The following is a 22,148-nucleotide window of genomic DNA, read 5'->3' on the forward strand; positions in this document are numbered from 1 at the left end:
ACGTGGGCATGCCGATGGCAGCCCGCGACAGGAATCGCTTGTCCAGGAATTCGCCGCGCAGCACCGGCACTCAATCACCGACCGCGACGGAAGCACGCATCTCCAAGGATCAACCACGTCACTCCAGTTCTGGAAAGGAAAGTCCGAATGAAAAGCTTCTCCCCGAAACATGCGGGCAGGCTGGCCCTGGCCCTCTCGCTGCTCGGCACCACGGCGATGCACTCGCAGGCCGCCGAGGTAAAGGACGGAACTGTTGCCTTCCTGATGCCGGACCAGGCCTCGACCCGCTACGAACAACACGATTATCCGGGCTTTGCCGCAGAGATGAAGAAGCTCTGCGAGAGCTGCAAGGTGATCTACCAGAACGCTAGTGCCGATGCCGCGCGGCAGCAACAGCAGTTCAACGCGGCGATCTCGCAGGGCGCCAAGGTCATCGTGCTCGACCCCGTCGACTCCACCGCTGCAGCGTCCTTGGTCAAGATGGCACAGTCGCAGGGCATCAAGGTCATCGCCTATGACCGGCCGGTCCCCGACGCCAAGGTCGATTTCTACGTGTCCTTCGACAACGAAGCCATTGGCAAGGCCATCTCCGAATCGCTCGTCAAGCATCTCAAGGCCGCCAACGTCACGGCGAAGGAGGGCGAGGGCGTGCTTGAAATCAATGGATCGCCGACCGATGCCGCCGCCGGACTCATAAAGAAGGGCATTCACGCCGGTCTCGACAAGAGCGGCTATCCCATTCTGGCCGAATACGACACGCCGGACTGGGCGCCGCCGAAGGCGCAGCAATGGGCTAGCGGCCAGGTCACCCGCTTTGGCAAGAAGATCCTCGGCGTCGTGGCCGCCAATGACGGCACCGGCGGTGGCGCAATTGCCGCCTTCAAGGCCGCAGGCATCGATCCAGTGCCGCCGGTGACGGGCAACGATGCGACGATCGCCGCGCTTCAGCTCGTCATCTCCGGCGATCAGTACAACACGATCTCCAAGCCCAGCGAGATCGTGGCCGCTGCGGCCGCCCAGGCGGCGGTGAGGTTCCTCTCCGGCGAGACGCCCAAGGCGGAAACCACGCTCTTCAATGCGCCATCGAAGCTGTTCGTGCCGGCGGTCGTCACCCAGGAGAACCTGAAGGCGGAGATCATCGACAAGAAAATCCAGACGGCCGATCAGCTCTGCACCGGCCGATATGCCGCCGGCTGCAAGAAGCTTGGCATCACGCAGTAACCGCGCCTGTCCCGGCCGCGCGCGGCGGCCGGGACAGGCGACGAGAGGACGGACTGGCACATGACCACGGTCTCGGATGTCGATCCCACGCAGGACGGGCTGCGCAAGCCCGTCTTGAGTCTTCGCGGAATCTCCAAGCATTTCGGCGCCGTGTCCGCCCTGACCAACGTCGATCTCGACGTGCATGCCGGCGAGGTCGTGGCGCTCGTGGGCGACAACGGTGCTGGCAAATCCACCCTCGTGAAGATTCTGGCCGGCGTGCATCAGCCCACCTCAGGAACGATCGCATTCCGTGGTGAACATGTCGTCCTGTCCGATCCATCCACCGCACTCGGCCTCGGCATCGCCACCGTTTTCCAGGACCTGGCGCTCTGCGAGAATCTTGATGTGGTCGCAAATATCTTCCTCGGCCGCGAGCTCAATCCAGTGCGGCTCGACGAGGTCTCCATGGAGCTCCGCGCCTGGACGCTGCTCAACGAATTGTCGGCGCGGATCCCGAGCGTGCGTGAGCCCGTTGCGTCGCTGTCCGGCGGCCAGCGCCAGACCGTGGCGATCGCGCGTTCGCTGTTGACCGAGCCGAAGCTCATCCTGCTCGACGAGCCGACTGCCGCGCTTGGCGTCGCCCAGACCGCGGAGGTGCTCGACCTCGTCGAACGCGTTCGCGCCCGCGGCCTCGGCGTCATCATGATCAGCCACAACATGGAGGATGTCCGCGCGGTCGCCGACCGGATCGTGGTGCTGCGCCTCGGCCGCAACAACGGCGAGTTCGAGCCCGGCGCGTCCAACCAGGATCTCGTCACCGCGATTACCGGTGCGGATGAAAATTCGGTCTCGCGCCGCGCCAGCCGGCGCCACGCCCAGCAGTCGCCGGAGCTTGGTCGATGACCGACGACACGCAACAGGCTCCGACGGGGCGGCTGTTCGACCGCAGTGACGAACGGGTCAAGCATGCGGACACGCTTGGAAGCGCCATCGGCGCTTTCGTCGACCGCGTGCGGTCGGGCGACCTCGGTTCGCTGCCGGTGGTCGTCGGGCTCGTCGTCATCTGCACGGTGTTCGAGAGCCTCAATCCTGTATTTCTCGCGCCGAACAATCTGGTCAATCTGCTGTTCGATTGCTCGACAGTGGGCGTGATCGCGCTCGGCATTGTCTGTATCCTGATGGTCGGCGAGATCGATCTGTCGGTGGGGTCGGTCAGCGGATTTGCTTCGGCGCTCGTTGGCGTGCTCTGGGTCGGTCAGGATTGGCCGGTCGCCGTGGCAATCGCCACGGCGTTGGTGCTGGGCGCGGCCATCGGTGCGCTCTATGCGTTCCTGTTCAACCGTCTGGGAATGCCGAGCTTCGTCTCGACGCTGGCCGGCCTGCTGGGGTGGCTCGGGCTTCAGCTTTATCTGCTCGGCTCCTCCGGCTCGATCAACCTTCCGTATGGATCGCCGTTGGTGAATTTCGGGCAGATGCTCGTGATGCCGCCGATCGTATCCCATGTGCTGGCGGCGGTGGCGAGCCTGATCGTGTTCGTGACCGGCTTCCGGACGGCCGCGCGCCGGCGGGCGGCGGGGCTATCGGCCAGCTCGCTGGGCCGCATGGTGCTGAAGGCACTGCTGGTCACCATCGTGCTCGAATTCGTCGTCTATTATCTCAATCTCGGGCGCGGCATTCCCTGGATGTTCGGTCTGTTCGTCGGCCTGTGCGTGGTCATGAACTACGCATTGACTCGAACCAAATGGGGCCGCTCGATGTCTGCCGTCGGCGGTAACCGCGAGGCGGCCCGCCGGGCCGGCATCAACGTCCGCCGTGTCTATGCGACGGCGTTCGTGTTGTGCGCCACGCTGGCAGCCGCCGGCGGAATTCTCGCCGCAGCGCGGCTGGCATCGTCCAGCCAGCAGGCCGGGACCGGGGATGTGAACCTGAATGCGATCGCAGCCGCGGTCATCGGCGGCACGAGCCTGTTCGGCGGCCGCGGCAGCGCCTATTCCGCATTGCTCGGCGTCATCGTCATCCAGTCCATCGCGAGCGGTCTCACGCTGCTCGATCTATCGTCGTCGCTACGGTACATGATAACGGGCGCCGTCCTCGCCATTGCGGTCATCGTCGATTCGCTGGCAAGGCGCTCACGCCTTTCCCATGGCCGAGCTTGAATAGCGCTCACAAGAAAAGGACAAGCCTTGGCCCAGGAACTTGCAGGAAAAGTTGCCGCGATCACCGGCGCCGCGTCGGGCATCGGTCTCGAATGCGCCAGAACAATGATCGCGGCAGGGGCGCGGGTGGTGCTGATCGACCGGGCCGAGGAGGCGCTGAGCCTCGCCTGCGCCGAGCTGGGCGCGCAGGCGATCCCGCTGCGCATCGACCTCACGGATCCCGCGAGCGTGGCAACCATGATGCCGCAGGTGCTGCAGAAGGCGGGCCAACTGGACATCTTCCACGCCAATGCCGGCGCCTATGTCGGCGGCGAGGTCCTTCTCGGCGATCCCGACGCCTGGGACCGCATGCTCGATCTGAACATCAATGCGCTGTTCCGGTCGATTCATGCGGTGCTGCCGCATATGGTCGAGCGCAAGAGCGGCGACATCATCGTCACCAGTTCGATCGCCGGTCTCGTCCCCGTCGTCTGGGAGCCGATCTACACCGCGTCCAAGCACGCGGTGCAGGCCTTCGTGCATACCCTGCGCCGGCAGGTCGCCAAACACGGCTTGCGCGTCGGTGCCGTTGCGCCCGGTCCGGTCGTGACCGCACTCCTCAAGGACTGGCCCAAAGCGAAGATCGAGGAGGAGATGGCGGCCGGTGGCTTGATGCAGCCGGTGGAAGTCGCAGAGGCGGTGCTCTTCATGTTGACGCGTCCGAGGAACGTCACCATCCGCGACCTCGTCATTCTGCCGCAGAGCAACGACCTGTAGCAGCTTCCGATCGGCGATCCAGATGACCAAGCAATCCGGTAACCGCTGTTTTCTCGGCATCGATGTCGGCACCGGCAGCGCCCGCGCCGGCGTGTTCGATCGCTCCGGCAGACTCCTTGCGAGTGATAGCGCGCCTGTCGCGCTTTGGCGCGAGACCGGCGACGTGGTCGAGCAGTCGAGCGAGGACATCTGGCGAGCCGTATGCCGCAGCGTGCGCGGCGCGGTGGCGCAGGCCGGCATTGCGCCGGACAGTATCGTGGGCATCGGCTTCGACGCTACCTGCTCACTGGTGGTGCTGGGCGAGGGGGGCGCGCCGCTGCCCGTTGGCCTGTCGGGCGATCCTGCTCGCAACGTCATCGTATGGATGGATCACCGCGCCGCCGATCAGGCGCGCCGGATCAACCAGACGGGCGAGACGGTTCTCGACTATGTCGGCGGAACGATCTCGCCCGAGATGGAGACGCCGAAACTGTTGTGGCTCGCCGAAAACATGCCCGACACGTTTTCCCGTGCGTGGCAGTTCATGGACTTGACCGATTTTCTCACCTGGCGTGCGACGGGGAGCCTGTCTCGCTCCATCTGTACCGTGACGTGCAAGTGGACCTATCTGGGTCATGAAAACCGATGGGACGATCAATTCTTCCGCAGGGTCGGCCTCGGCGTGCTGGCGGACGAGCAGTTCCGCAGGATCGGCACCGAGATCGTGCCCGGCGGAACGGGGTTGACGGCGGGCCTGACGGCGGAGGCTGCGGCCGATCTCGGACTCGCGACGGGTACGCCGGTCGCTGCCGGCCTCATCGATGCACATGCCGGCGGTGTTGGTACGGTGGGTGCGCGCGGCCCAGCGGGCACGGTGCTGACGCGCATGGCCTATGTGTTCGGAACGTCCGCCTGTACCATGACGACCACGCCGGATCCGTCCTTCGTTCCCGGCGTTTGGGGACCCTATTACTCTGCCATGGTGCCGGGGCTTTGGCTCAATGAAGGCGGGCAGTCGGCGGCTGGCGCAGCGATCGAGCATCTGTTGCAGATGCATCCGCATTCCGCGCAAGCAACGCAGGCTGCCAACCAGAAGCAGCAGACGCTTGCCGATTGGCTCGCTTCGGAAACCGAATCCCGCGGCGGTGACGGAATGATTCCGCAATTGGTCGGCGAGGTTCATGTCGTCCCGGAATTCCTCGGCAATCGCGCGCCGTTCGCGGACCCTGACGCGCGTGCGCTGATTGCGGGGCTCGATACGCGCTCGGATCTGGAGAGCCTGGTGGCGCTTTATCTTGCCGGGCTGTGCGGTCTCGGTTGCGGGGCCAGGCAGATCGTTCGCGCCCAGCAGGACAAGGGCATCGCGGTCGATACGATCGTGGTCAGCGGTGGCGCCGCAAAGAGCCGCCTTGTGCGGCAAGTCCTCGCCGATATGACGGGTTTGACGGTGGCTGCGTCGGCATCCCCGGAGGCCGTCCTGCTCGGCTCCGCGATGCTTGGATCAGTTGCATCGGGCGACCATGCCAATCTCGGCGAGGCGATGCAGGCGATGTCGGTTATGGGAGACATCTCTCGACCCCAGGCCGCTCTCGCAGACTGGGCCGATCGGCGCTTTCGAGCCTTCGAGGCCCTGCAGAAGGTCGGTCGGGCCATAAGAAGTGCTACGTAGCCCCATTGCCAGCTGGACCGGGCGTACCCAGGCACGGCTTGCATCCAACGTCGGGCGCGGCCTGCGTTGGAGAGGACATTCGACCCTCTTTCATCATCTCGACACATATGTCATTATAAAAATACAAATGTATAATCCGGGTCTTTTTGCCCGGCGAGGGAGGGCTGCCCATGGGTAGGAAAGTCGCATTCATTGCGGCCTTGTTCGGCGCGTTGGCATTGGTTGGTCCGGCGCAGGCGCGGGTCGAGGTCCAGTGGTGGCACGCCATGAGTGGCGTCCTCGGCGACCGGCTCAATGAGCTGGTCGAGAAGTTCAACAAGTCGCAGGACAAGTACACGGTCGTCGCGGTCGCCAAGGGGAACTATGATGAGGTGACCAACGGCGTGATCGCCGCCTATCGCGCCAAGCGGCCGCCGGAGATGGTGCAGATCGCCGAGCGCGGTTACATGACGATGCTGCTTTCAGGGGCCATTGTCCCCGTGCAGGATCTGGTGGAGCAGAAGGGTTACAAGATCGACTTCTCGGACTTCATCAAACCCGTGGCAAGCTTCTGGAGCTACAAGGGCCGGATGTCGGCGATGCCCTTCAACTCGTCGACGCCGATCTTCTGGTACAATAAGGATCACTTCCAGAAGGCGGGCTTTGACAAGCCGGCCGACACCTGGCAGGAGCTGGAGAAGCAGCTCTATACCATCAAGTCCAAGGGGATCAGCGAGTGCGGCACGGTGCTGCCCGGCGACTTCTATTGGAGCCTGCTCGAGAACTACAGCGCCATCAACAACCAGCCTTACGGTACGCTCGCGAACGGTTTCGACGGGCTCGGCACCGAGTTCGTCTACAACAAGACGAAGGTGGTCTCGCAAGTCGCACGGCTCAAGAAATGGCTCGACGACGGCGTGATGCAGATCGCGGGCCAGGGCTTCAGTCCCGAACAATTGTTCACGTCGGGCCGGTGTTCTACCTTCGTCAATTCGACCGCATCGCACGGCAACATCGAGCGCAATGCGACCATCAATTGGAGCGCCACCTTCCTGCCGCACGAGAGCGACATCAATCCGCCTCTCAATAGCACCATCGGGGGTGGGGCCATCTGGGTCATGAAGGGCCACACGCCGGAGCGATACGAGGCCGTCGCAGCCTTTCTGGATTTCGTCGCGCAGCCGGAAACCCAGGTCTGGTGGCATGGCGCAACCGGCTATGTTCCCGCCACCAATCGCGCCTATGCGCTCGCACGGGAGCGGGGCTATTACAAGGATCATCCGACCAGGGAGATCGCGGTGCTGCAACTCTCGCGCGGCACGCCGAACGAGAACTCGCGCGGCTTCCGCTTCGGCAACTTCGTGCAGACGATGCTGGCCCAGCGCCAGGAGGTCGAGGCGGTGTTCGCCGGTCAGAAGCAGCCGCAGGAGGCCATGGATGACGCAGTCAAGCGGGGTAACGAGATCCTGCGGCAGTTCGAAAAGCTGAATGCCGGGAAGACTCCGGAAGCCGATCGTCCATGACGTCGCGCCTGTCCATCCCGTGGCGCGAGGCACGCGCACCCGTGCTTCAGGGAAGGCACAGGGGCGGTGGGTCCAAGGCCGTGCCGGCGGCTGCCGCCGGCAGATCGCATACGTCAGGGAGAACGCGGCGGCGTGAGGAGGCCGGGCTGAAGCGGGCCAATTTCGGCGACGGTCCCGGCCTGCCGACGCTGCTGTTGCTGCCGCAATTGCTGATCCTGCTGTTCTTCTTCTTCATTCCGTCGCTGCGGGCGCTGATGCAGTCTGTTCTGCTCAGCGATCCGTTCGGGACCAACGTCCAGTTCGTGTGGTTCGACAATTTCAAGACGCTGCTTGCGAGTAACGACTACCGCCAGTCGATCGCGGTGACGTTCTGGTTCACGGTGGCGCAGAACGTGCTCACATTGGGCAGCGCGCTCGTGCTGGCCTTTGCCACTGACAGGATCGTACGCGGCCGTTCGGCCTATCGCACGATCATCCTGCTGCCATATGCCATCGCGCCGGCGATCGCCGGCATCCTGTGGGCCTTTTTGTTCAATCCGGCGGTCGGCCCGCTCGCGCAGGTGCTGCACGGGCTCGGTATTGCATGGGACCCCAACCTCAATCCGACCGATGCGCTGATCCTGGTGACGCTGGCCGCGTCATGGAAGCACATCTGCTACGACTACATCTTTCTGGTCGTGGGGTTGCTCGCGGTGCCGGTGTCGCTGATGGAGGCTGCCGCCGTGGATGGCGCGGGACCGATCCGCCGCTTCGTCTCGATCGCGCTGCCGATGCTCGGGCCGACCATCTTCTTCCTCACGGTGATGAACTTCATCTATGGCTTCTTCGAAACCTTCGCCATCATCGATGCCGTGACCAAAGGCGGCCCGGCCGGTGCAACCAACATTCTGGTCTACAAGGTCTTCGTCGACGGCTTCGTCAATCTCGATCTCGGCTCTTCGGCTGCACAGTCGGTTCTCTTGATGAGCTTTGCGCTGATCTGCACGCTGCTGCAATTCCGCTACTTCGACCGCAAGGTCAACTACGGGGTCTAGCCGCATGGTGGAACGCTCACCGGTCCTTAACATGCTCTGCCACGCGATCTTGATCGCCGGCGCGCTGATGGTCTGCGTACCGCTGTATTTCGCGTTCGTGGCTGGCTCGCTCACGGTGGCCGAGGTGCAGAAAGTGCCGTTGCCATGGCTGCCGGGAGGCCAGTTCTTCGACAATCTGCAGTTGGCCTGGAGCAAGGGCAATTTCAGCCGCACCTTCGCCAATTCGATTATCGTGGCGCTCGGCATCACGGCCGGCAAGATCGCGGTATCGCTGCTCTCGGCCTTCGCCATCACCTACTTCCGATTCCGCTATCGAATGCTCGCATTCTGGCTGATCTTCACGTCGCTGATGCTGCCGATCGAGGTCCGGATCGTGCCGACCTTCGAAGCCGTGGCAAATGCGGCGCTGCCCCTGCAATGGCTCTTGGACACGCTGCATGCCGCGGATCTCTGGGGCTGGATCAGTGGTCACGACGTCGCGATCACGCTCGAATGGAACATGGTCAACACCTATCCGGGGCTGATCCTTCCGCTGATCGCCTCAGCCACTGCCACGTTCCTTTTTCGCCAATTCTTCCTGACGATCCCGGAGGAGCTGTGCGAGGCGGCGAGGCTGGATGGCGCCTCGCCGCTGCACTTCTTCTGGAGCATCCTGCTGCCGCTGTCCGTTCCGAACATGATGGCGCTCGCCATCATCCTGTTCCTGTTCGGCTGGAATCAATATCTCTGGCCATTGCTGTTCACGACCGATAAGGACATGGTAACGGCGGTCATTGCGTTGAAGGGCCTGATCCCCCGCTCCGACAGTGAGCCGGCCTGGAACATCGCCATGAGTGGTGCGCTCCTCACGATGTTGCCGCCGGTGTTGGTCGTCCTATTGTTGCAGCGCTGGTTCATCAAGGGTCTTATCGACAGCAGCAAATAGGGACTGATCATGGTTTTCATCGCCGGGCATCGCGGCGGACGCAATCTTTGGCCGGAGAATAGCCTGACGGGCTTCCGCAACCTGTGCAAGGAGGGCGTCGATGCGGTCGAGTTCGACGTCCATCAGAGCACGGACGGCGGGCTTGTCGTGATCCATGATCCGCTGCTCGACCGCACCACATTCGAGAGCGGACCGGTGGGCGAGCGCAGCCTGCGACGCTTGACGGCAACACGTCTTCGCGATGCCGGTGATGAGTGCATTCCGACCCTGGACGAGGTGCTCGACGTGTTCAGCGAAACCGAGCTCGAACTCCACATCGAGATCAAGACGGATGCGCTTGGCAATTCCTATTCGGGCCTCGAGGCGCGGCTGATCAGCGAGATCAAGCGCCGGGGCCTGGAACGGCGTGCCGTCATCACCTGCTTCGTGCCCGGCGTGATCGAGACCGTGCTCCGGCGGTGGCCGGAGGCGCGGGTGCTCGTTTCGCTCGACCGTCGTTCGGCAGAGATGATGGGCGGAATTAAGCCCGCGTTTGCTCAATTGGCCGCCATTCCCGGCTGCATCGTCGCGGTCGAAAAATCACTCCTAGGGCTCGCGTTGCCGCTCGCCCTCAAGATGCTCGGATCCGAGCGTCTCGGTGCATGGGTGACCAACGAGCCAGAGGAGATCGCTTACTGGCTTGCCCAACCGGTGCGGCAGATCACGACCGATCGGCCGGATCTCGCCGTGAGCATTCGCCGCAGGCTCGAAACGATGCCGGCGCGCCCATGATTCCCCGCCGTCGCTTTCTCGTGGGATCGCTGGCGAGCGCCGCCTTGGCCGCGCCCGCCGGGTTCGTGCGGGCAGCGCCGGTCTCATTCAGCGCAGATCCTTTCACGCTCGGCGTCGCCTCCGGATGCCCGCGTGAGGATCGCGTCATCCTGTGGACCCGCCTTGCTCCGCAGCCGCTCGAGGGCGGCGGCATGCGGGACGCGGCAGTGGACGTCGAATGGCAGGTTGCGGAGGACGAGGCCTTCTCGCGCGTCGCCTCCCACGGCGTCGTGCGGACGACCGCGGAACTTGCGCATTCCGTGCATGCCGAGGCGACGGGGCTGCGGCCGGACCGCGTCTACTGGTATCGCTTCCGTGCCGGCCCGGCGCTCAGCCCGGTCGGGCGCACCCGCACCGCGCCCGCCAGGGCGGCGCGGCCTTTACGTTTTGCTTTCGCATCCTGCCAACAATACGAGCAGGGCTATTTTACCGCCTACCGCGACATGGCCGCGCGCGATCTCGACTTCGTCATGCATCTGGGCGACTACATCTACGAGAAATCCTGGGGATCGCGCCACGTCCGCCAGCATGGCGTTGGAATTCCGACGACGCTCGAGGAATTCCGCAACCGCTACGCGCTCTACAAGGGCGATCCCGACCTGCAAGCGGCGCACGCCGCCTTTCCCTGGCTCTCGGTCTGGGACGACCACGAGGTAATGGACGATTATGCCAATGATCGCTCCTACACCGTGCGCGATGCCGCTCAGTTCCTGAAGATCCGCGCGGCCTCCTATCAGGCCTATTACGAGCACATGCCGCTGCCGCCCTCGGCGCGGCCCCGCGGTGCGGACGCCACGATCTATGAGCACTACCGCTTCGGCGAGACGCTCGACGTGCTGTTGCTCGACGATCGGCAGTATCGCTCGACATCCGCCTGTGTCGGAAGCGGGCGGCCGACTTGGGTGAGGGACTGTGCAGGCCGGACCGACGAAGCGCGGACGATGTTGGGCCAGGAGCAGGAGCAATGGCTCGATGCGCGCCTGCGCGATTGCCGCGGCCGCTGGACCATCGTCGCGCAGCAGACATTGATGGCGCAGGACAAGCGGGAAGGGGACGATGGCGCGCATTTCTGGATGGACGGCTGGGATGGCTATCCCAATGCACGCCGCCGTCTTCTTGATTCGCTCGTGGCGCATCGCCCGCGCAATCCGATCGTGATCGGCGGCGACCGCCACGCCTTCTTTACCGCCGATCTGAAGCATGATTTCGCCCGGGCGGATGGACCGACCATTGCGACCGAGTTCGTCGGCACGTCGATCACCTCAGACGGTCCGAGCGAAGCCAGCGTGCGCAAGGCGCTGGCGGAGAATCCACATCTGGTCTATGCGCGTGGCGACAAGCGGGGCTATGCGACCGTGGAGCTCGACGCCCGGCATTGCACTGTGGGATTCGAGGCGCTCGACGACGTCAAGGACGCGGGAAGCGCCGTGCGCCGGCTGACGAGCTTTGTGGTCGAGGATGGCGTGCCGGGCGCGAGGGCCGCATGACGAAATCCGCATGGCAGAGATTTGACGACCAACGAAAGATCGCCTCAAATGCTCCGACGTCCGACTGTGCCTTGAGGCCGCTGCGGGGGGCTGCGCCGTGACTGATCAAACCATCCTGCGGGTCGCTTGGCTCTACTACATGGAGAACCTGACCCAAGCCGAGATCGGCGAGCGGCTGGGGCTGACCCGCGCTCGCGTCAATCGCATGCTGTCGGATGCCCGGCAGACCGGTATCGTCAACATCCGCCTCAACTCCGCCTTTGCGAGCTGCACGGAGTTGGAGCACCGCTTGCGCCGGGAATGCGGTCTCGAGGACGCGGTCGTCATCCCGAGCCCGGAGAATCCCGAGCAGGTCGGCAGCCTGATCGGGATGGCGGCGGGCGCGTATTTATCGAAGTTCCTCGAACAGAAGCGGCCGCGCATCATCGGTATCGGCTGGGGCGCGACCTTGCGCGAGACCATCCGCTACGTCACGCCGGCGGACTATCCCGAACTGTCGATCGTCTCCATGATGGGGGGCCTGTCGCGCGGACTCGAGCTCAACACCTTCGAAATTGCCGGTGAGCTTGCGCGCCGGCTGCACGCCCAGTGCAGCTATCTGGCCGCCCCGATCTTTGTCAGCAGCCGGCGCTCGCGCGACACCTTCCTGGCCCAAGAGGTCTATCAGGAGGTGCTGAACAGCGTTGAGAAGATCGATCTAGCGCTGTTGAGCATGGGAGATCTGACGCCGCGCTCGCTGCTGATGCGGCATGGGCTGCCGCCGGACGTTCGTGCCGAACACCTGCGGGCGGCAGGTGCCGTCGGCGACGTCCTGGCGCAGTTTCTCGACAAGACCGGCCGGCCCATAGATCACGGCATCAACAGCCGCGCCATCGCGCTGCCGCTCGAGAAGCTGGCACGCGTGCCGACGTCGATGCTGATCGCCGGGGGGCTCAACAAGGCGCCGATCATCGCCGCGGTGCTGCGCGGCCGGATCGGCAAGGTGCTGGTGACGGACGAGAACACCGCCGTCGCCGCGCTGAAACTGATCGACAAGCAAAAATAGCCGCATTCTCGCAACGGAGACGGGATCCCGCGCCTTCAGCACCGGGTGCGACAGCCCGCGCGCGGGCCGAAACGCCTGCAAAAGCATTTGTCACTCCATGGTTACATATGTAATATAGGGGAGACAATTGCTCAGAAGGATGGCGTCGACATGCGCGCTGCGGTGCTCCAAGACATTCGTGATATCCGCGTCCTCGATATCCCCGAGCCGATGCCGCTAGCGGAGGACGAGCTCATCGTCCGCGTCAAGGCCGTCGGCGTCTGCGGCAGCGACTTGCATTCCTATCTCGAGGGCGGAACAACTGGCCCGACGCGCGTCAGACCATTCGTCCTGGGCCACGAGTTCTCGGGTGTCCTCACGCCGGACTCGGCGCGAAAAGCGGGGTTCTCGGCCGACGCGTTGGTGGCGGTCGATCCTTCCATTCCCTGCGGCCGTTGCGAATGGTGTCACCGCGGTCACACCAATCTCTGCCCCAACGTGAAATTCCTGGGCTACGCGCCTCACAACGGCGCCATGGCCGAATTTGTCTGCGTGCCCCGATCCGCCGTGCATCTGGTGCCTGACAGCATCGACCCGGCCGGCGCGGCGATCTTGGAGACGCTTGGCGTCGCGATCCATGCGATGGATCTGGCGCACCCGCGGCTTCTGGAAAGCGTGGCGGTGCTCGGCTGCGGGCCGGTGGGATTGCTGCTCGTGCAACTGGCGCGGCTTGCAGGTAGCGGAAAGATCATCGCGATCGACCCCGTCGAGCAGCGTACTGAACTGGCCTGCGACCTCGGGGCGGACGTAGCATGCCGCAGCTACGCCGAGGTCGGTGACGCCACCGAAGGCCGCGGCGTCGATCTGGTGATCGAGGCAACCGACTCATCGCACGGCTTCGAGCATGCGGCGCGCTGCGCCCGTATCGGTGGCCGGGTCGTCCTCGTCGGCATCCCGGAGAATAATCAGTACATCCTCAGCGGCGCGGAGTCGCGTCGAAAGGGCCTGTCGATCAAGTTTTCACGACGCATGCCGGAAGTTTATCCGCGCGCCATCGCGCTTGCGCAAGGCGGGCAGGTCAAGCTGGCGCCGCTGGCCACGCATCGATTCTCGCTCGACCAGACGCCTGCCGCGTTCGAGCAGCAGGTCGCGCGGCGCGATGGCATCATCAAGGCGATCATCTGCCCGTAGATTGAGCACTATCTCGCAAGTGCTCGGCAGGACTGGTGCCAATGGCGAAATCGTCGAAGTTGGTCGTCGCAAAAAAAGGGCGCGTTCTCATGGTGCGCCGCAGGCGCGACGGGCTCTGGATGTTTCCCGGCGGCCGAAGGAGAGCAGGCGAGAGCGACAGGAGCTGCCTTCGTCGTGAGATCAAGGAGGAGCTTCCCAAGCTGAAGCTCGGGCCGTTGAAACTATGGAAGGAAGTGAAAGCGAGAAAGAGCCGAACCGGCCGGCGGATGAGTGATGCGATCTTCCTGGCCAAGAAGGTGTCGGGGCGCCTGAAGGTCGGCGACAAGAAGGAGATCGATCGAGCGGTTTGGCGCAAGCCGCGCGGCGCCAGACTGACCCCGACCTCGCGCTACATCCGCGATAAGCTGTTTCCGAGATAAGCCCGGTCACTCCAGCGCCTGGCGCAACAGCGCCAGCAATTCCTCGTGGATCAATCCGTTGGAGGCGATCTTGTCGAGATCGTCGTTGCGGCACGGACGCCCCGTCAGTGTCGTGACCTTCCCGCCGCCGGCCCACACCATCGGCAACGCGGCAGCGTGCGAAACGATGTCGGCTTTCAAGGAGACAAAGCCGTCCAGGCGACCCGAGGCCACCATCGTCGTCTCGAAGGCGCCCGAGACGACGATACGCACGCCGCGCGCCACTTTGCCGAGCAGTTCGATGACACGTGTCGTCCGCTGGACTTCGTCGAGCGAGAAATGCGAGGTCAGAATCACCGAGACGACCGCATCCGACAGCGAACGCGTCGTGGAGACGCGGGCGGGCACGCCATCGATCGTTGCACCTTCCCCCGCGAGATAGCGCGCAGTCAGTCCGATCTTGGGAGCGTTGATCAGGCCAAGTTTCGTCTCACCGCCGACCTCGTAGGCGACCGTCACGGAAAACCACGGCAGTCCCCGCGCGTAGTTGATCGTGCCGTCGAGTGGATCGATGATCCAGCGCGCAGCATTGTCCCCTTGGCTCGCGCCGCTCTCCTCGGCCAGGATGCCGGCATCGGGCGTCAGCGCCTTCAAGCCCGCGACGACGATCGCCTCGGAGGCAAGATCCGCCTCGGTGACGATATCGAGCCCGTCCTTGCGCTCTGTGCGCAACTGGGTGGATTGCATCGCGACTAGCCTGGCCGCAGCCTCGGCAACAACGGCCTCTGCGCGCCCTAACAGCGTCGGAAGGCTCTTGCGCTCCTCGATTCCCGGATCGTCCTGATCGGGCGCGATGTCGAACGGGCGACCATAGTCTCCGATCGGAACGAGATGGCTGCTGATGCCCATGTCCGGCCGCCAATGGTGCAAGGCAAATCCCGGCGGCTCCTTGATGAAGCGGTTACCACGGCCGGGCCGCAGGTCGAGCGCGACCTGGTGCGCGGTGCTTGGCGCCACGTAGCCCACGGTCCCCGCGTAGCGCACCGTGATCGAGCGGTGATAGTGACCGCACAGCACGCGTTCGATATCCGGATGGTCCTTGATGATTGCGTTGAGCGCTGCAGCCTCGCTGATACCCAGCTCGTCCATCCCGTCGGCTCCGACGAGGAACGGCGGATGATGAATGATAATGACCGTCGGCTTGCCGCCTCCAGCCGCGAGCACTTCGCGTAGCCACTGCTGCCGTGCCGCGCAGAAAGTCCCGTGGGTCCGTCCGGCCTCGACGCTGTCGAGGAAAATCAGCCGGACCGGGAAATCGTTCACGACAAAGTTGATGAAGCCGTCGGACGGAAGATAGCGGTGGCGTGGTCGCAGCGACTGTATGAACCGCTCGCGCCGATCGTGGTTGCCGGGAATGACGAATACCGGCATCGGTAGTCTGGCCAGCCCAGCCGCGACAATCTCGTATTCCTCCTCGAGCCCGCAATCCGTCAGATCGCCGCTGACCACGACGCAGTCGGGTTGCGGATCGAGGTTCAGCACGGCGTCGATCGCGTCGTGAAACATCGCGTTGGTATCGATGTCGCCGTAAGCTTTCTTGCCATGCGGACGCACATGGAAATCGCTCAGCTGGGCAATGATGAACACGGGAGTCCTGGTTCCGGGGAGAAGGGCCTTTACCAGCGCTTGGCCACCTGCTGTGGCCGGCTGTCCGTTGCTTACGAACTCTTCATCAAGGCGTTGCTTTCCTTGACCATGCGATCGAGCCCGGCCTCGGCGGTCGTCTCGCCGCGCATGACGGCATGGATGATCTCGCGCTGCGTGCGCCAGATCTTCACGGACTGTCCGCCTGGATAGCCCTGCCATGGCTTCGCGCGCTCGATCTGCTGCGAGACGGTGCGGAAGTTCGGGTTCTTGTCGTAAAATGGAGCCAGGAAATCGGGCCCCGAGGCGCGCAAATTGGTCGGCATGTAGCCCGTGGTCTCAACCACGATCTTCTGCGCTTCCGGTCCGCTCACGAATTTCAGGAACTCCCAGGCGGCCTGCTGCTTCGCCGGATCTTTCGCCGTGATGATCGCCGCGTTGCCGCCGGTGGGCAGCCCACCCTTTTGCTTGTCGTCGATCGGGAAGGTGCAGGTGCGCAAGGTGAACTTGTCGCCGATCAGGTCGGTGACCTGGCGCAACCGGGCCGGCGTGTCGGCGAAAATGCCGATCTTCCCGGCGATGAACTGCTGACGCGAGGAGTCCCAATCAATCAACGGCATCTTGGCATCGGCTACGAACTTCCGACAGTGAGCGAGCGCGTTGCGCCCGGCGTCGTTGCCGAAACCGGCAGCGGTTTCCGACGCATCGAGCATCTGGCCGCCACCTTGCAGGATCAGGGAACGGAACAGCCAGTCGTCGGGCCAGTCATGGATGTTATAGGCGATGCCGGCGACATCGGACCCCTTGCTCTTGATGTTGACGGCGAGGGCGATCATGTCCGTCCAGTTGTCGGGCATCTTGTCCGGATTGCCGCCCGCCTCCTTCACGAGCTGCGCGTTGAAATAGATGACCGGCAGCGACGCGTTGAAAGCGAGGCCGTAGATCTTGCCGTCGACCGCCCCGAGGGTCAGGATCCCGTCGGAGTAATTGGCCTTGCGCCAGGCGGCGTCCTCCTTCTGCAGCAGCGAGGCGACCTCGGTGATCTGGTTTCGTTTCACCAGCGTGCGCACGAGCTCGGCGAGCAGGTGGTAACCGGAATAGTACACGTCCGGCAGCTGGTTGGTGACGGCCTGCCGCAGCATGGTCTGATGACCTTCGTCATAGCTCGCCGCCGGTGCCCGGAACTGGATCTTTATGCTCGACTGCCGCTTCATGAACTCCTGTGCGATCGGCTCATGGAACTTGGCGAAAGCGGGAAAGGCATAAAGCACATCCAGCGTAACGTCCTGCGCGTAGGCCGACCGCGTCAGAAACGGACTTGAAAGCGCGGTCGTCCCGACGGCCGCGGCACTCTTCAGGAGGTCTCGGCGATGCAGCATGGCGGTGTCTCCCCTGGCGGTGGTTGAAGTCATTTGATTCCGGTCATCGTGATGCCGGCGATGAAATGCCGCCGTGCAATTAGGAAGGCGATGACCAGCGGCGCCGTGATGATGGTGGCGCCGGCGGCGAGCGCCCCGTAATTCGAGCCCAGCTCGGAATCGGCGAAGTACATCATGCCGAGCGGTGGCGTTGCGAGCTTGGTGTCGGAGACGACGATGAGCGGCCAATACAGGTCGTTCCAGTGCGCCACGACAGAGAAGATCGAAAACGCCGCGATGGCCGGCCAGACGCTCGGCACGACGATGCGCCACACGATCTCGAACTCCCCGACACCGTCCAGCCGAGCGGCCTGGATGATCTCGTCCGGATAGGACTTGAAGAACTGGCGGAACAGGAAAATCGCGAACACCGACAGGAAGAACGGCATCATCATCGAGAGGTAAGTATTGAGAATGCCGAGCTCGGCGAACGCGATGTAGAGCGGGAGCGAGGGCGCCTGGACCGGAATGCAGAGTCCGAGCAGGACCAGCGAAAACAAGATCGGCCGTCCCGGAAATTTCAGCTTGGCGAGCGCATAGGCGCAGGGAATCGCGACCAGCAGCTGGACGACGAGGATTCCGCCGCAGACGATGAGACCGTTGAGCAGAAAGCGCAGGAGTGGCGCGGTGCTCAGGGCAGATTCGAAGTTCTGCCATCCGTAGAACTGGCGCGGCCAGAGCCGGAACGTCGCCTCGAAGATCTCGCCCGGCGGCTTGATGGCGCTCGTCAGCATGAAGACGAACGGCAGCAGCATGAAGACGGCACCGCCGATCAGCACCGCATGGACGAGCGCAAGCGACACGAGGTGCCGCATCCGGATCGCCACCGGTGTAGGCGGACGGGCGATCGTGGCCGATGTACGCGTCAATAATGCACCCGTCGATCAAGGATGAAGGTTTGCAGCACCGAGAACACCAGCGTAAACGCCAGGAAGACGAGTGTGAGCGTCGCCGCATAGCTCATGTGAAAGTACTGAAATCCCTCCAGATAGATGGCATACAGGAGCACCTCGGATGCGCCTCCGGGGCCGCCACGCGTCATCACCGCAACCGTGTCGAAGATCTTGAACGCGGTGATGAAGGTCGTCACGGTCACGAACATCGTCGTCGGACCGAGCATCGGCCACGTCACCTTCAGGAAGCGGTCGATGGGATGGCTTGCGCCGTCAATATCGACGGCCTCATAAAGATCGCGGGGAATCGCCGAGAGGCCGGCAAGGAACAGCACCATGTTGAAGCCGACGAGCTGCCAGATGCCGATCGCGGCGAGCGTCGGGATGACGAGGCGCGGCTCGCTCAGGAAAGCTGTCTCGGCGAAACCCAGCCCCTTGAGAGTGTGATTGATCAGCCCCAGGGTCGGGTGCAGCAGGAACTGCCACATCGTGGCCATCGCGATGAGCGTCGAGGTGACAGGAAGGAAGTAAATAACCTCATAGAGGCTGCGCGTGCGCTTGCGCTGGTGGATCAGGATTGCGATGAGCAGCGAGATCAGGACGCCACCCGGCACGACAATCGCCACGTAGAGCAGCGTGTTAGTCACCGAGCGCCGAATCACGGGATCCTGCAGCGCCGCGCTGAAGTTCTTGAGGCCGACGAACGAGAAATCGAGCGCGCCCAACTCGTAGTTGGTGAAACTCAGGAAGGCGAGTGCAGCCAGCGGCGCCAGATTCGTGAGGACCAGCAGGATGAAGGCCGGAGCGGAAAAACCGAGGCCCGCGAACCGCTCGATCCATCGCTGGCGGCTGGCCGGCGGCGCCGCGTCGAGCGGAGTGATTTGAGCCGCGACCGTGGTCATCGGACCTCGCTCGCGCGGCGCACATCGCGGCTGGCCGCCGTACGGCTTTCCACCTCGATGCGCTGGCCGTTGTGGTCGAATACGTGACAATCCCGCGGCTCAAAGGCGAGCGTGGCCTCGCCCTCGGGTATCGGCATGTCGTTGTCGACCCGGCAAAGCACCGCGACCTCCGGAGAGGCCACGAGGTCGAAGTGAAGGATGCTTTCCGAGCCGAGATTTTCGCGGCGCCGGAATCTGCACGTGACGACGCACGGTCCGCTTCCGATCCGCATCGCTTCCGGGCGCACGCCGACCGTCAGTTCCGGCGCCGGCGCGTTGCGAACATCGATCGGCAGCGTCCGGCCGAGCAGCTCGACCTGGCCGCTGGGCCCCACGCGGGCCGGAAATAGATTAATCGCAGGACTGCCAATGAACTGCGCGACCGCGATCGTAGCTGGCCGTTCATAGACATCGGCGGGGGTGCCGAGCTGGAGTATGTCGCCGTGATCCATCACGGCGAGGCGATCGGACATCGTCATCGCCTCGATCTGGTCGTGTGTCACGTAGATCATCGTGACGCCGAGACGCGCGTGCAGCTCGGTCAGCTCGCCGCGCATGTGCACGCGCAGCTTGGCGTCGAGGTTCGACAAGGGCTCGTCCATCAGGAAAGCCTGCGGATGACGCACCATTGCGCGGCCGAGCGCGACGCGCTGCCGTTGGCCGCCCGAAAGCTGTCCGGGGCGGCGGTGAAAGAAAGCTTCGATGCGAAGCTGCTCGGCGACGGCTCGCACCTCACGCGCGATCTCGCCCATGACGCGCCTGCGGCGAGGCGACAAATGACGCATCAAGGGCAGGCGCTCGAACAGGTTGAGGCGCGTCATGGTGAGCGGCAGTGCTATGTTGTCGAACACCGACATGTGGGGATAGAGCGCGTAATTCTGGAACACCATGGCGATTCTGCGCTCGTGAGGCCGCATATGGTCCACCGAAGTCCCTCCGATCGACACCGAGCCGCGGTCCTGAGATTCGAGGCCGGCGATGATGCGCAGGAGCGTCGACTTGCCACATCCGGAGGGGCCAACCAGCGTCAGAAACTCGCCGTCCGCAATATCGAGGTCGATGTCGTTGAGGACGGATGTGTCGCCGAAAGCCTTATGGATTCCGCGCAATGTGAGGCCGGCCATCGCAGATCACGCCTCAGCTTCGCGCGGCGGATAGACTTCGTGCACGACGTCGTCGATCCAGTAATCGGTGAGGCCGGGCACCGGACGAATGCTCACGTCGATATTTTCGCCGTCGATGTCGTAGACCACCGCCCCGAGCCGTGCAGCGCCGCCCATCGGCGGCGCCAGTTTCTGACCGACCAGAAAGCCGGCCGCCGGCCCCCAGACGTAGTGCGTGCCGTTCAGCCGGATCTCGTGCCAGCGATGCAGATGGCCGCAGGCCACGATCTCCACCCGGTAGCGTTGCAGCAGATCGAGAAGGGCGCGGCGCGGCTCCGGCTTGACCGACCAGTAACCGGTGTCGGCCTCGGTCGGTGACTCGATGAACAGCGGCCGGTGCGTGAACCAGGCAAGGCGACGCCCCGCAGCATCGGCCATCGCGGCCTCGAGCCATTCGGTCTGCCGCGCGTCTTCGGAGCCGCCGCCGAAGATCATCGAATTGAGGCCGATCAGGCGCCAACCGTCCGCATCGCGTAGCCAGCGGTCGTCACCGAAGTGGCGGCGAAAGCGATCGAGCCGCTCGCTATTTACCGGCTGATGCGGATTGCCGACCTCGCCGACGTCATGATTTCCCGGAACTGCCACGACAGGGACGCCGAGCGAGGCCAGTTGAGCCGCGCAATATGCCGCGTCGGTCTCTTGATCGGCCCCGTCGACCGTCACGTCGCCGGTATGTATGACGAGATCTGGCTTATGCTGCCCAATCCAACGGGCAAGCGGCCCCCAGTTTGCCTCGAAGTGCTGCTTGCTCGGGCTGAGATGCGTATCGGAAATCTGAATAACTCGGACCATGACGCCTCTGCTTTAGGTCGCGTGTCATGCCGTGCGTTGGGCGCGCAGCGGTCTCTCGCTCGAATCAAACGCCTTACTTCTCGCTGCGCGAGGTTGGGATAGTCATCGCAGTCGCTTGACGTGAGGTTTCTGGCGCTCTCCCGTCCCTTGACGCCGCTAAACGGCTTGGATGCGTTCGATAATTATACATATGATCTCCAATGGAGACAAATGTAATTTCAAGGCCGGAGTCTGAAGGACGTAGATCACCAGGGCGCGAGCAGCAGATTGTCACGATCGGCGGGCTATGATGTCCGAGCCGCGCATCCTGACGATCGGCGAGGTCTCGCTCGGATTGATGCAGAAGAAGAAAGTCGGCATTTGCTTACGACGCGATCAGAAGCATCATTGTAGCAACGGAGCGGGCAAATGACGATCGAGTTGAGCCGACGAGGATTTTGCATCGGAACGCTCTGATTGGGCTTCAGGCCATCTCCTCCGGTGCCTTCGAGCGGACCGAGGAAGGCACCGTCAAGCTCGGTTTGGTCGCGCCAATGAGTGGTCCGAATGCCCGTTACGGCGCCTTCTCGCTGCGCGGCGCGCAAATCGGCCCGCTTGTCAGCTCACTCAAAATGATCCGGCCGCCTCACACGGAATTGAGCTGCTGGACCATCTTTGCTGAGGCCGCTCCTAGGCTCTTGTCATTAGCTCATTCCTGACCGGCGTTGCTTCTCTCTTGCCCCGCCGCGGTTTTCATTTCGGCTGAACAGGAAGCGCTTACGGGGCAAAGATATGCGCGTGCCGCTTTGTAATCGCGCTCACTCGGGTGACCGGGCGCACCCTTGCGCGGATGCTTCAGTCTCAGCGGGCCGGTCGGGTGGCGGCATCGCGAACCCTTCTGTCGGGGCGATCCGATATTTCGGGTGGTTGCCCTGGCCGGTTTTCCGGAGCTTCAGACGGATTCCGCCCGGATGCCCTCGCGGGAGCAATGATCTATCCGGCAAAACCAAGCAAACTGAAAGGCATCGCTGGGAAGGCCGTATTCTTCCGTGGGCTGGCACGAATGCTGCTTAATAACCTGTCAAAAGAAGCGACAGCTCTAAAACAAGCCACGCGAGGGGACGCTCAGATGCCAGCCAACGTTCAACTCACGACCTAAGCGACCGGGATATCGCCCGTTCGGC

General features: G+C 63.6%; 20 protein-coding genes. 13 read left to right on the forward strand and 7 right to left on the reverse strand.

Translation table 11 applies throughout. The features are described from left to right. Positions 1 to 147: 147 nt before the first annotated feature. The 8 genes from AAFG50_RS17345 to AAFG50_RS17380 all read left to right on the forward strand — a co-directional run bounded on the left by AAFG50_RS17345 (position 148) and on the right by AAFG50_RS17380 (position 9,224). Positions 148 to 1,221 (forward strand): sugar ABC transporter substrate-binding protein, encoded by a 1,074-nt coding sequence (locus AAFG50_RS17345; RefSeq protein ID WP_028170792.1) that lies wholly within the window; start codon positions 148 to 150, stop codon positions 1,219 to 1,221. Between the two features lie 60 nt (positions 1,222 to 1,281). Then, positions 1,282 to 2,106: an ATP-binding cassette domain-containing protein gene (locus tag AAFG50_RS17350; RefSeq protein WP_028170793.1), complete on the forward strand. Its 825-nt coding sequence runs from the start codon at positions 1,282 to 1,284 to the stop codon at positions 2,104 to 2,106. Continuing rightward, positions 2,103 to 3,359: an ABC transporter permease gene (locus AAFG50_RS17355; protein ID WP_028170794.1), complete on the forward strand. Its 1,257-nt coding sequence runs from the start codon at positions 2,103 to 2,105 to the stop codon at positions 3,357 to 3,359. Before AAFG50_RS17350 ends, AAFG50_RS17355 begins: the two co-directional genes overlap by 4 nt. Before the next feature lie 27 nt (positions 3,360 to 3,386). Then, the gene (locus tag AAFG50_RS17360; RefSeq protein WP_028170795.1) at positions 3,387 to 4,115 is read left to right on the forward strand and encodes an SDR family oxidoreductase; all 729 of its coding nucleotides are present in this window, start codon (positions 3,387 to 3,389) and stop codon (positions 4,113 to 4,115) included. Positions 4,116 to 4,137: 22 nt separating this feature from the next. Then, positions 4,138 to 5,763 (forward strand): FGGY-family carbohydrate kinase, encoded by a 1,626-nt coding sequence (locus tag AAFG50_RS17365; protein WP_028170796.1) that lies wholly within the window; start codon positions 4,138 to 4,140, stop codon positions 5,761 to 5,763. A 170-nt stretch (positions 5,764 to 5,933) separates the two neighbouring features. Next, positions 5,934 to 7,265 (forward strand): extracellular solute-binding protein, encoded by a 1,332-nt coding sequence (locus tag AAFG50_RS17370; protein WP_063623004.1) that lies wholly within the window; start codon positions 5,934 to 5,936, stop codon positions 7,263 to 7,265. Continuing rightward, on the forward strand, positions 7,262 to 8,299 hold the full coding sequence (locus AAFG50_RS17375; RefSeq protein WP_080667992.1) for an ABC transporter permease subunit: 1,038 nt from the start codon (positions 7,262 to 7,264) through the stop codon (positions 8,297 to 8,299). The genes AAFG50_RS17370 and AAFG50_RS17375 overlap by 4 nt, the downstream gene beginning before the upstream one ends. Before the next feature lie 4 nt (positions 8,300 to 8,303). Then, complete coding sequence (locus tag AAFG50_RS17380; protein ID WP_028170799.1) at positions 8,304 to 9,224, forward strand: ABC transporter permease subunit; 921 nt, start codon at positions 8,304 to 8,306, stop codon at positions 9,222 to 9,224. Here AAFG50_RS17380 and AAFG50_RS17385 read toward each other — a convergent pair. Beyond that, entirely contained in the window at positions 9,174 to 9,380 is a 207-nt protein-coding gene (locus AAFG50_RS17385; protein WP_231166764.1) for a hypothetical protein, read from the reverse strand. The genes AAFG50_RS17380 and AAFG50_RS17385 overlap by 51 nt on opposite strands. On the opposite strand from AAFG50_RS17385, the gene AAFG50_RS17390 reads away from it, so the two are divergent. From AAFG50_RS17390 to AAFG50_RS17410, 5 genes are all read left to right on the forward strand, one after another. After that, the gene (locus AAFG50_RS17390) at positions 9,306 to 9,995 is read left to right on the forward strand and encodes a glycerophosphodiester phosphodiesterase family protein (RefSeq protein ID WP_231166730.1); all 690 of its coding nucleotides are present in this window, start codon (positions 9,306 to 9,308) and stop codon (positions 9,993 to 9,995) included. The two genes, AAFG50_RS17385 and AAFG50_RS17390, sit on opposite strands and share 75 nt — an antisense overlap. Beyond that, on the forward strand, positions 9,992 to 11,521 hold the full coding sequence (locus AAFG50_RS17395) for an alkaline phosphatase D family protein (RefSeq protein WP_028170801.1): 1,530 nt from the start codon (positions 9,992 to 9,994) through the stop codon (positions 11,519 to 11,521). Before AAFG50_RS17390 ends, AAFG50_RS17395 begins: the two co-directional genes overlap by 4 nt. 97 nt (positions 11,522 to 11,618) lie before the next feature. Then, entirely contained in the window at positions 11,619 to 12,566 is a 948-nt protein-coding gene (locus AAFG50_RS17400; protein ID WP_198046586.1) for a sugar-binding transcriptional regulator, read from the forward strand. Between the two features lie 150 nt (positions 12,567 to 12,716). Continuing rightward, positions 12,717 to 13,736: an alcohol dehydrogenase catalytic domain-containing protein gene (locus AAFG50_RS17405; RefSeq protein WP_028170803.1), complete on the forward strand. Its 1,020-nt coding sequence runs from the start codon at positions 12,717 to 12,719 to the stop codon at positions 13,734 to 13,736. 41 nt (positions 13,737 to 13,777) lie between these two features. Further along, positions 13,778 to 14,155 (forward strand): NUDIX hydrolase, encoded by a 378-nt coding sequence (locus tag AAFG50_RS17410; RefSeq protein WP_028170804.1) that lies wholly within the window; start codon positions 13,778 to 13,780, stop codon positions 14,153 to 14,155. 6 nt (positions 14,156 to 14,161) lie between these two features. Here the strand turns inward: AAFG50_RS17410 and AAFG50_RS17415 are convergent, their stop codons facing one another. From AAFG50_RS17415 to AAFG50_RS17440, 6 genes are all read right to left on the reverse strand, one after another. Continuing rightward, positions 14,162 to 15,781: an inositol monophosphatase family protein gene (locus AAFG50_RS17415; protein ID WP_063623005.1), complete on the reverse strand. Its 1,620-nt coding sequence runs from the start codon at positions 15,779 to 15,781 to the stop codon at positions 14,162 to 14,164. 71 nt (positions 15,782 to 15,852) lie between these two features. Beyond that, positions 15,853 to 17,157: an ABC transporter substrate-binding protein gene (locus AAFG50_RS17420; protein WP_028170805.1), complete on the reverse strand. Its 1,305-nt coding sequence runs from the start codon at positions 17,155 to 17,157 to the stop codon at positions 15,853 to 15,855. Between the two features lie 29 nt (positions 17,158 to 17,186). Further along, positions 17,187 to 18,011, reverse strand: a complete 825-nt coding sequence (locus AAFG50_RS17425; RefSeq protein ID WP_028170806.1) for a carbohydrate ABC transporter permease — start codon at positions 18,009 to 18,011, stop codon at positions 17,187 to 17,189. A gap of 50 nt (positions 18,012 to 18,061) precedes the next feature. Beyond that, the gene (locus AAFG50_RS17430; RefSeq protein WP_028170807.1) at positions 18,062 to 18,991 is read right to left on the reverse strand and encodes a sugar ABC transporter permease; all 930 of its coding nucleotides are present in this window, start codon (positions 18,989 to 18,991) and stop codon (positions 18,062 to 18,064) included. After that, positions 18,988 to 20,154: an ABC transporter ATP-binding protein gene (locus tag AAFG50_RS17435; protein WP_028170808.1), complete on the reverse strand. Its 1,167-nt coding sequence runs from the start codon at positions 20,152 to 20,154 to the stop codon at positions 18,988 to 18,990. Before AAFG50_RS17435 ends, AAFG50_RS17430 begins: the two co-directional genes overlap by 4 nt. A gap of 6 nt (positions 20,155 to 20,160) precedes the next feature. After that, on the reverse strand, positions 20,161 to 20,985 hold the full coding sequence (locus AAFG50_RS17440; RefSeq protein WP_028170809.1) for a metallophosphoesterase: 825 nt from the start codon (positions 20,983 to 20,985) through the stop codon (positions 20,161 to 20,163). Positions 20,986 to 22,148 lie beyond the last annotated feature (1,163 nt).

This window comes from Bradyrhizobium sp. B039, assembly GCF_038965675.1.
Taxonomy (GTDB): Bacteria; Pseudomonadota; Alphaproteobacteria; order Rhizobiales; family Xanthobacteraceae; genus Bradyrhizobium; species Bradyrhizobium diazoefficiens.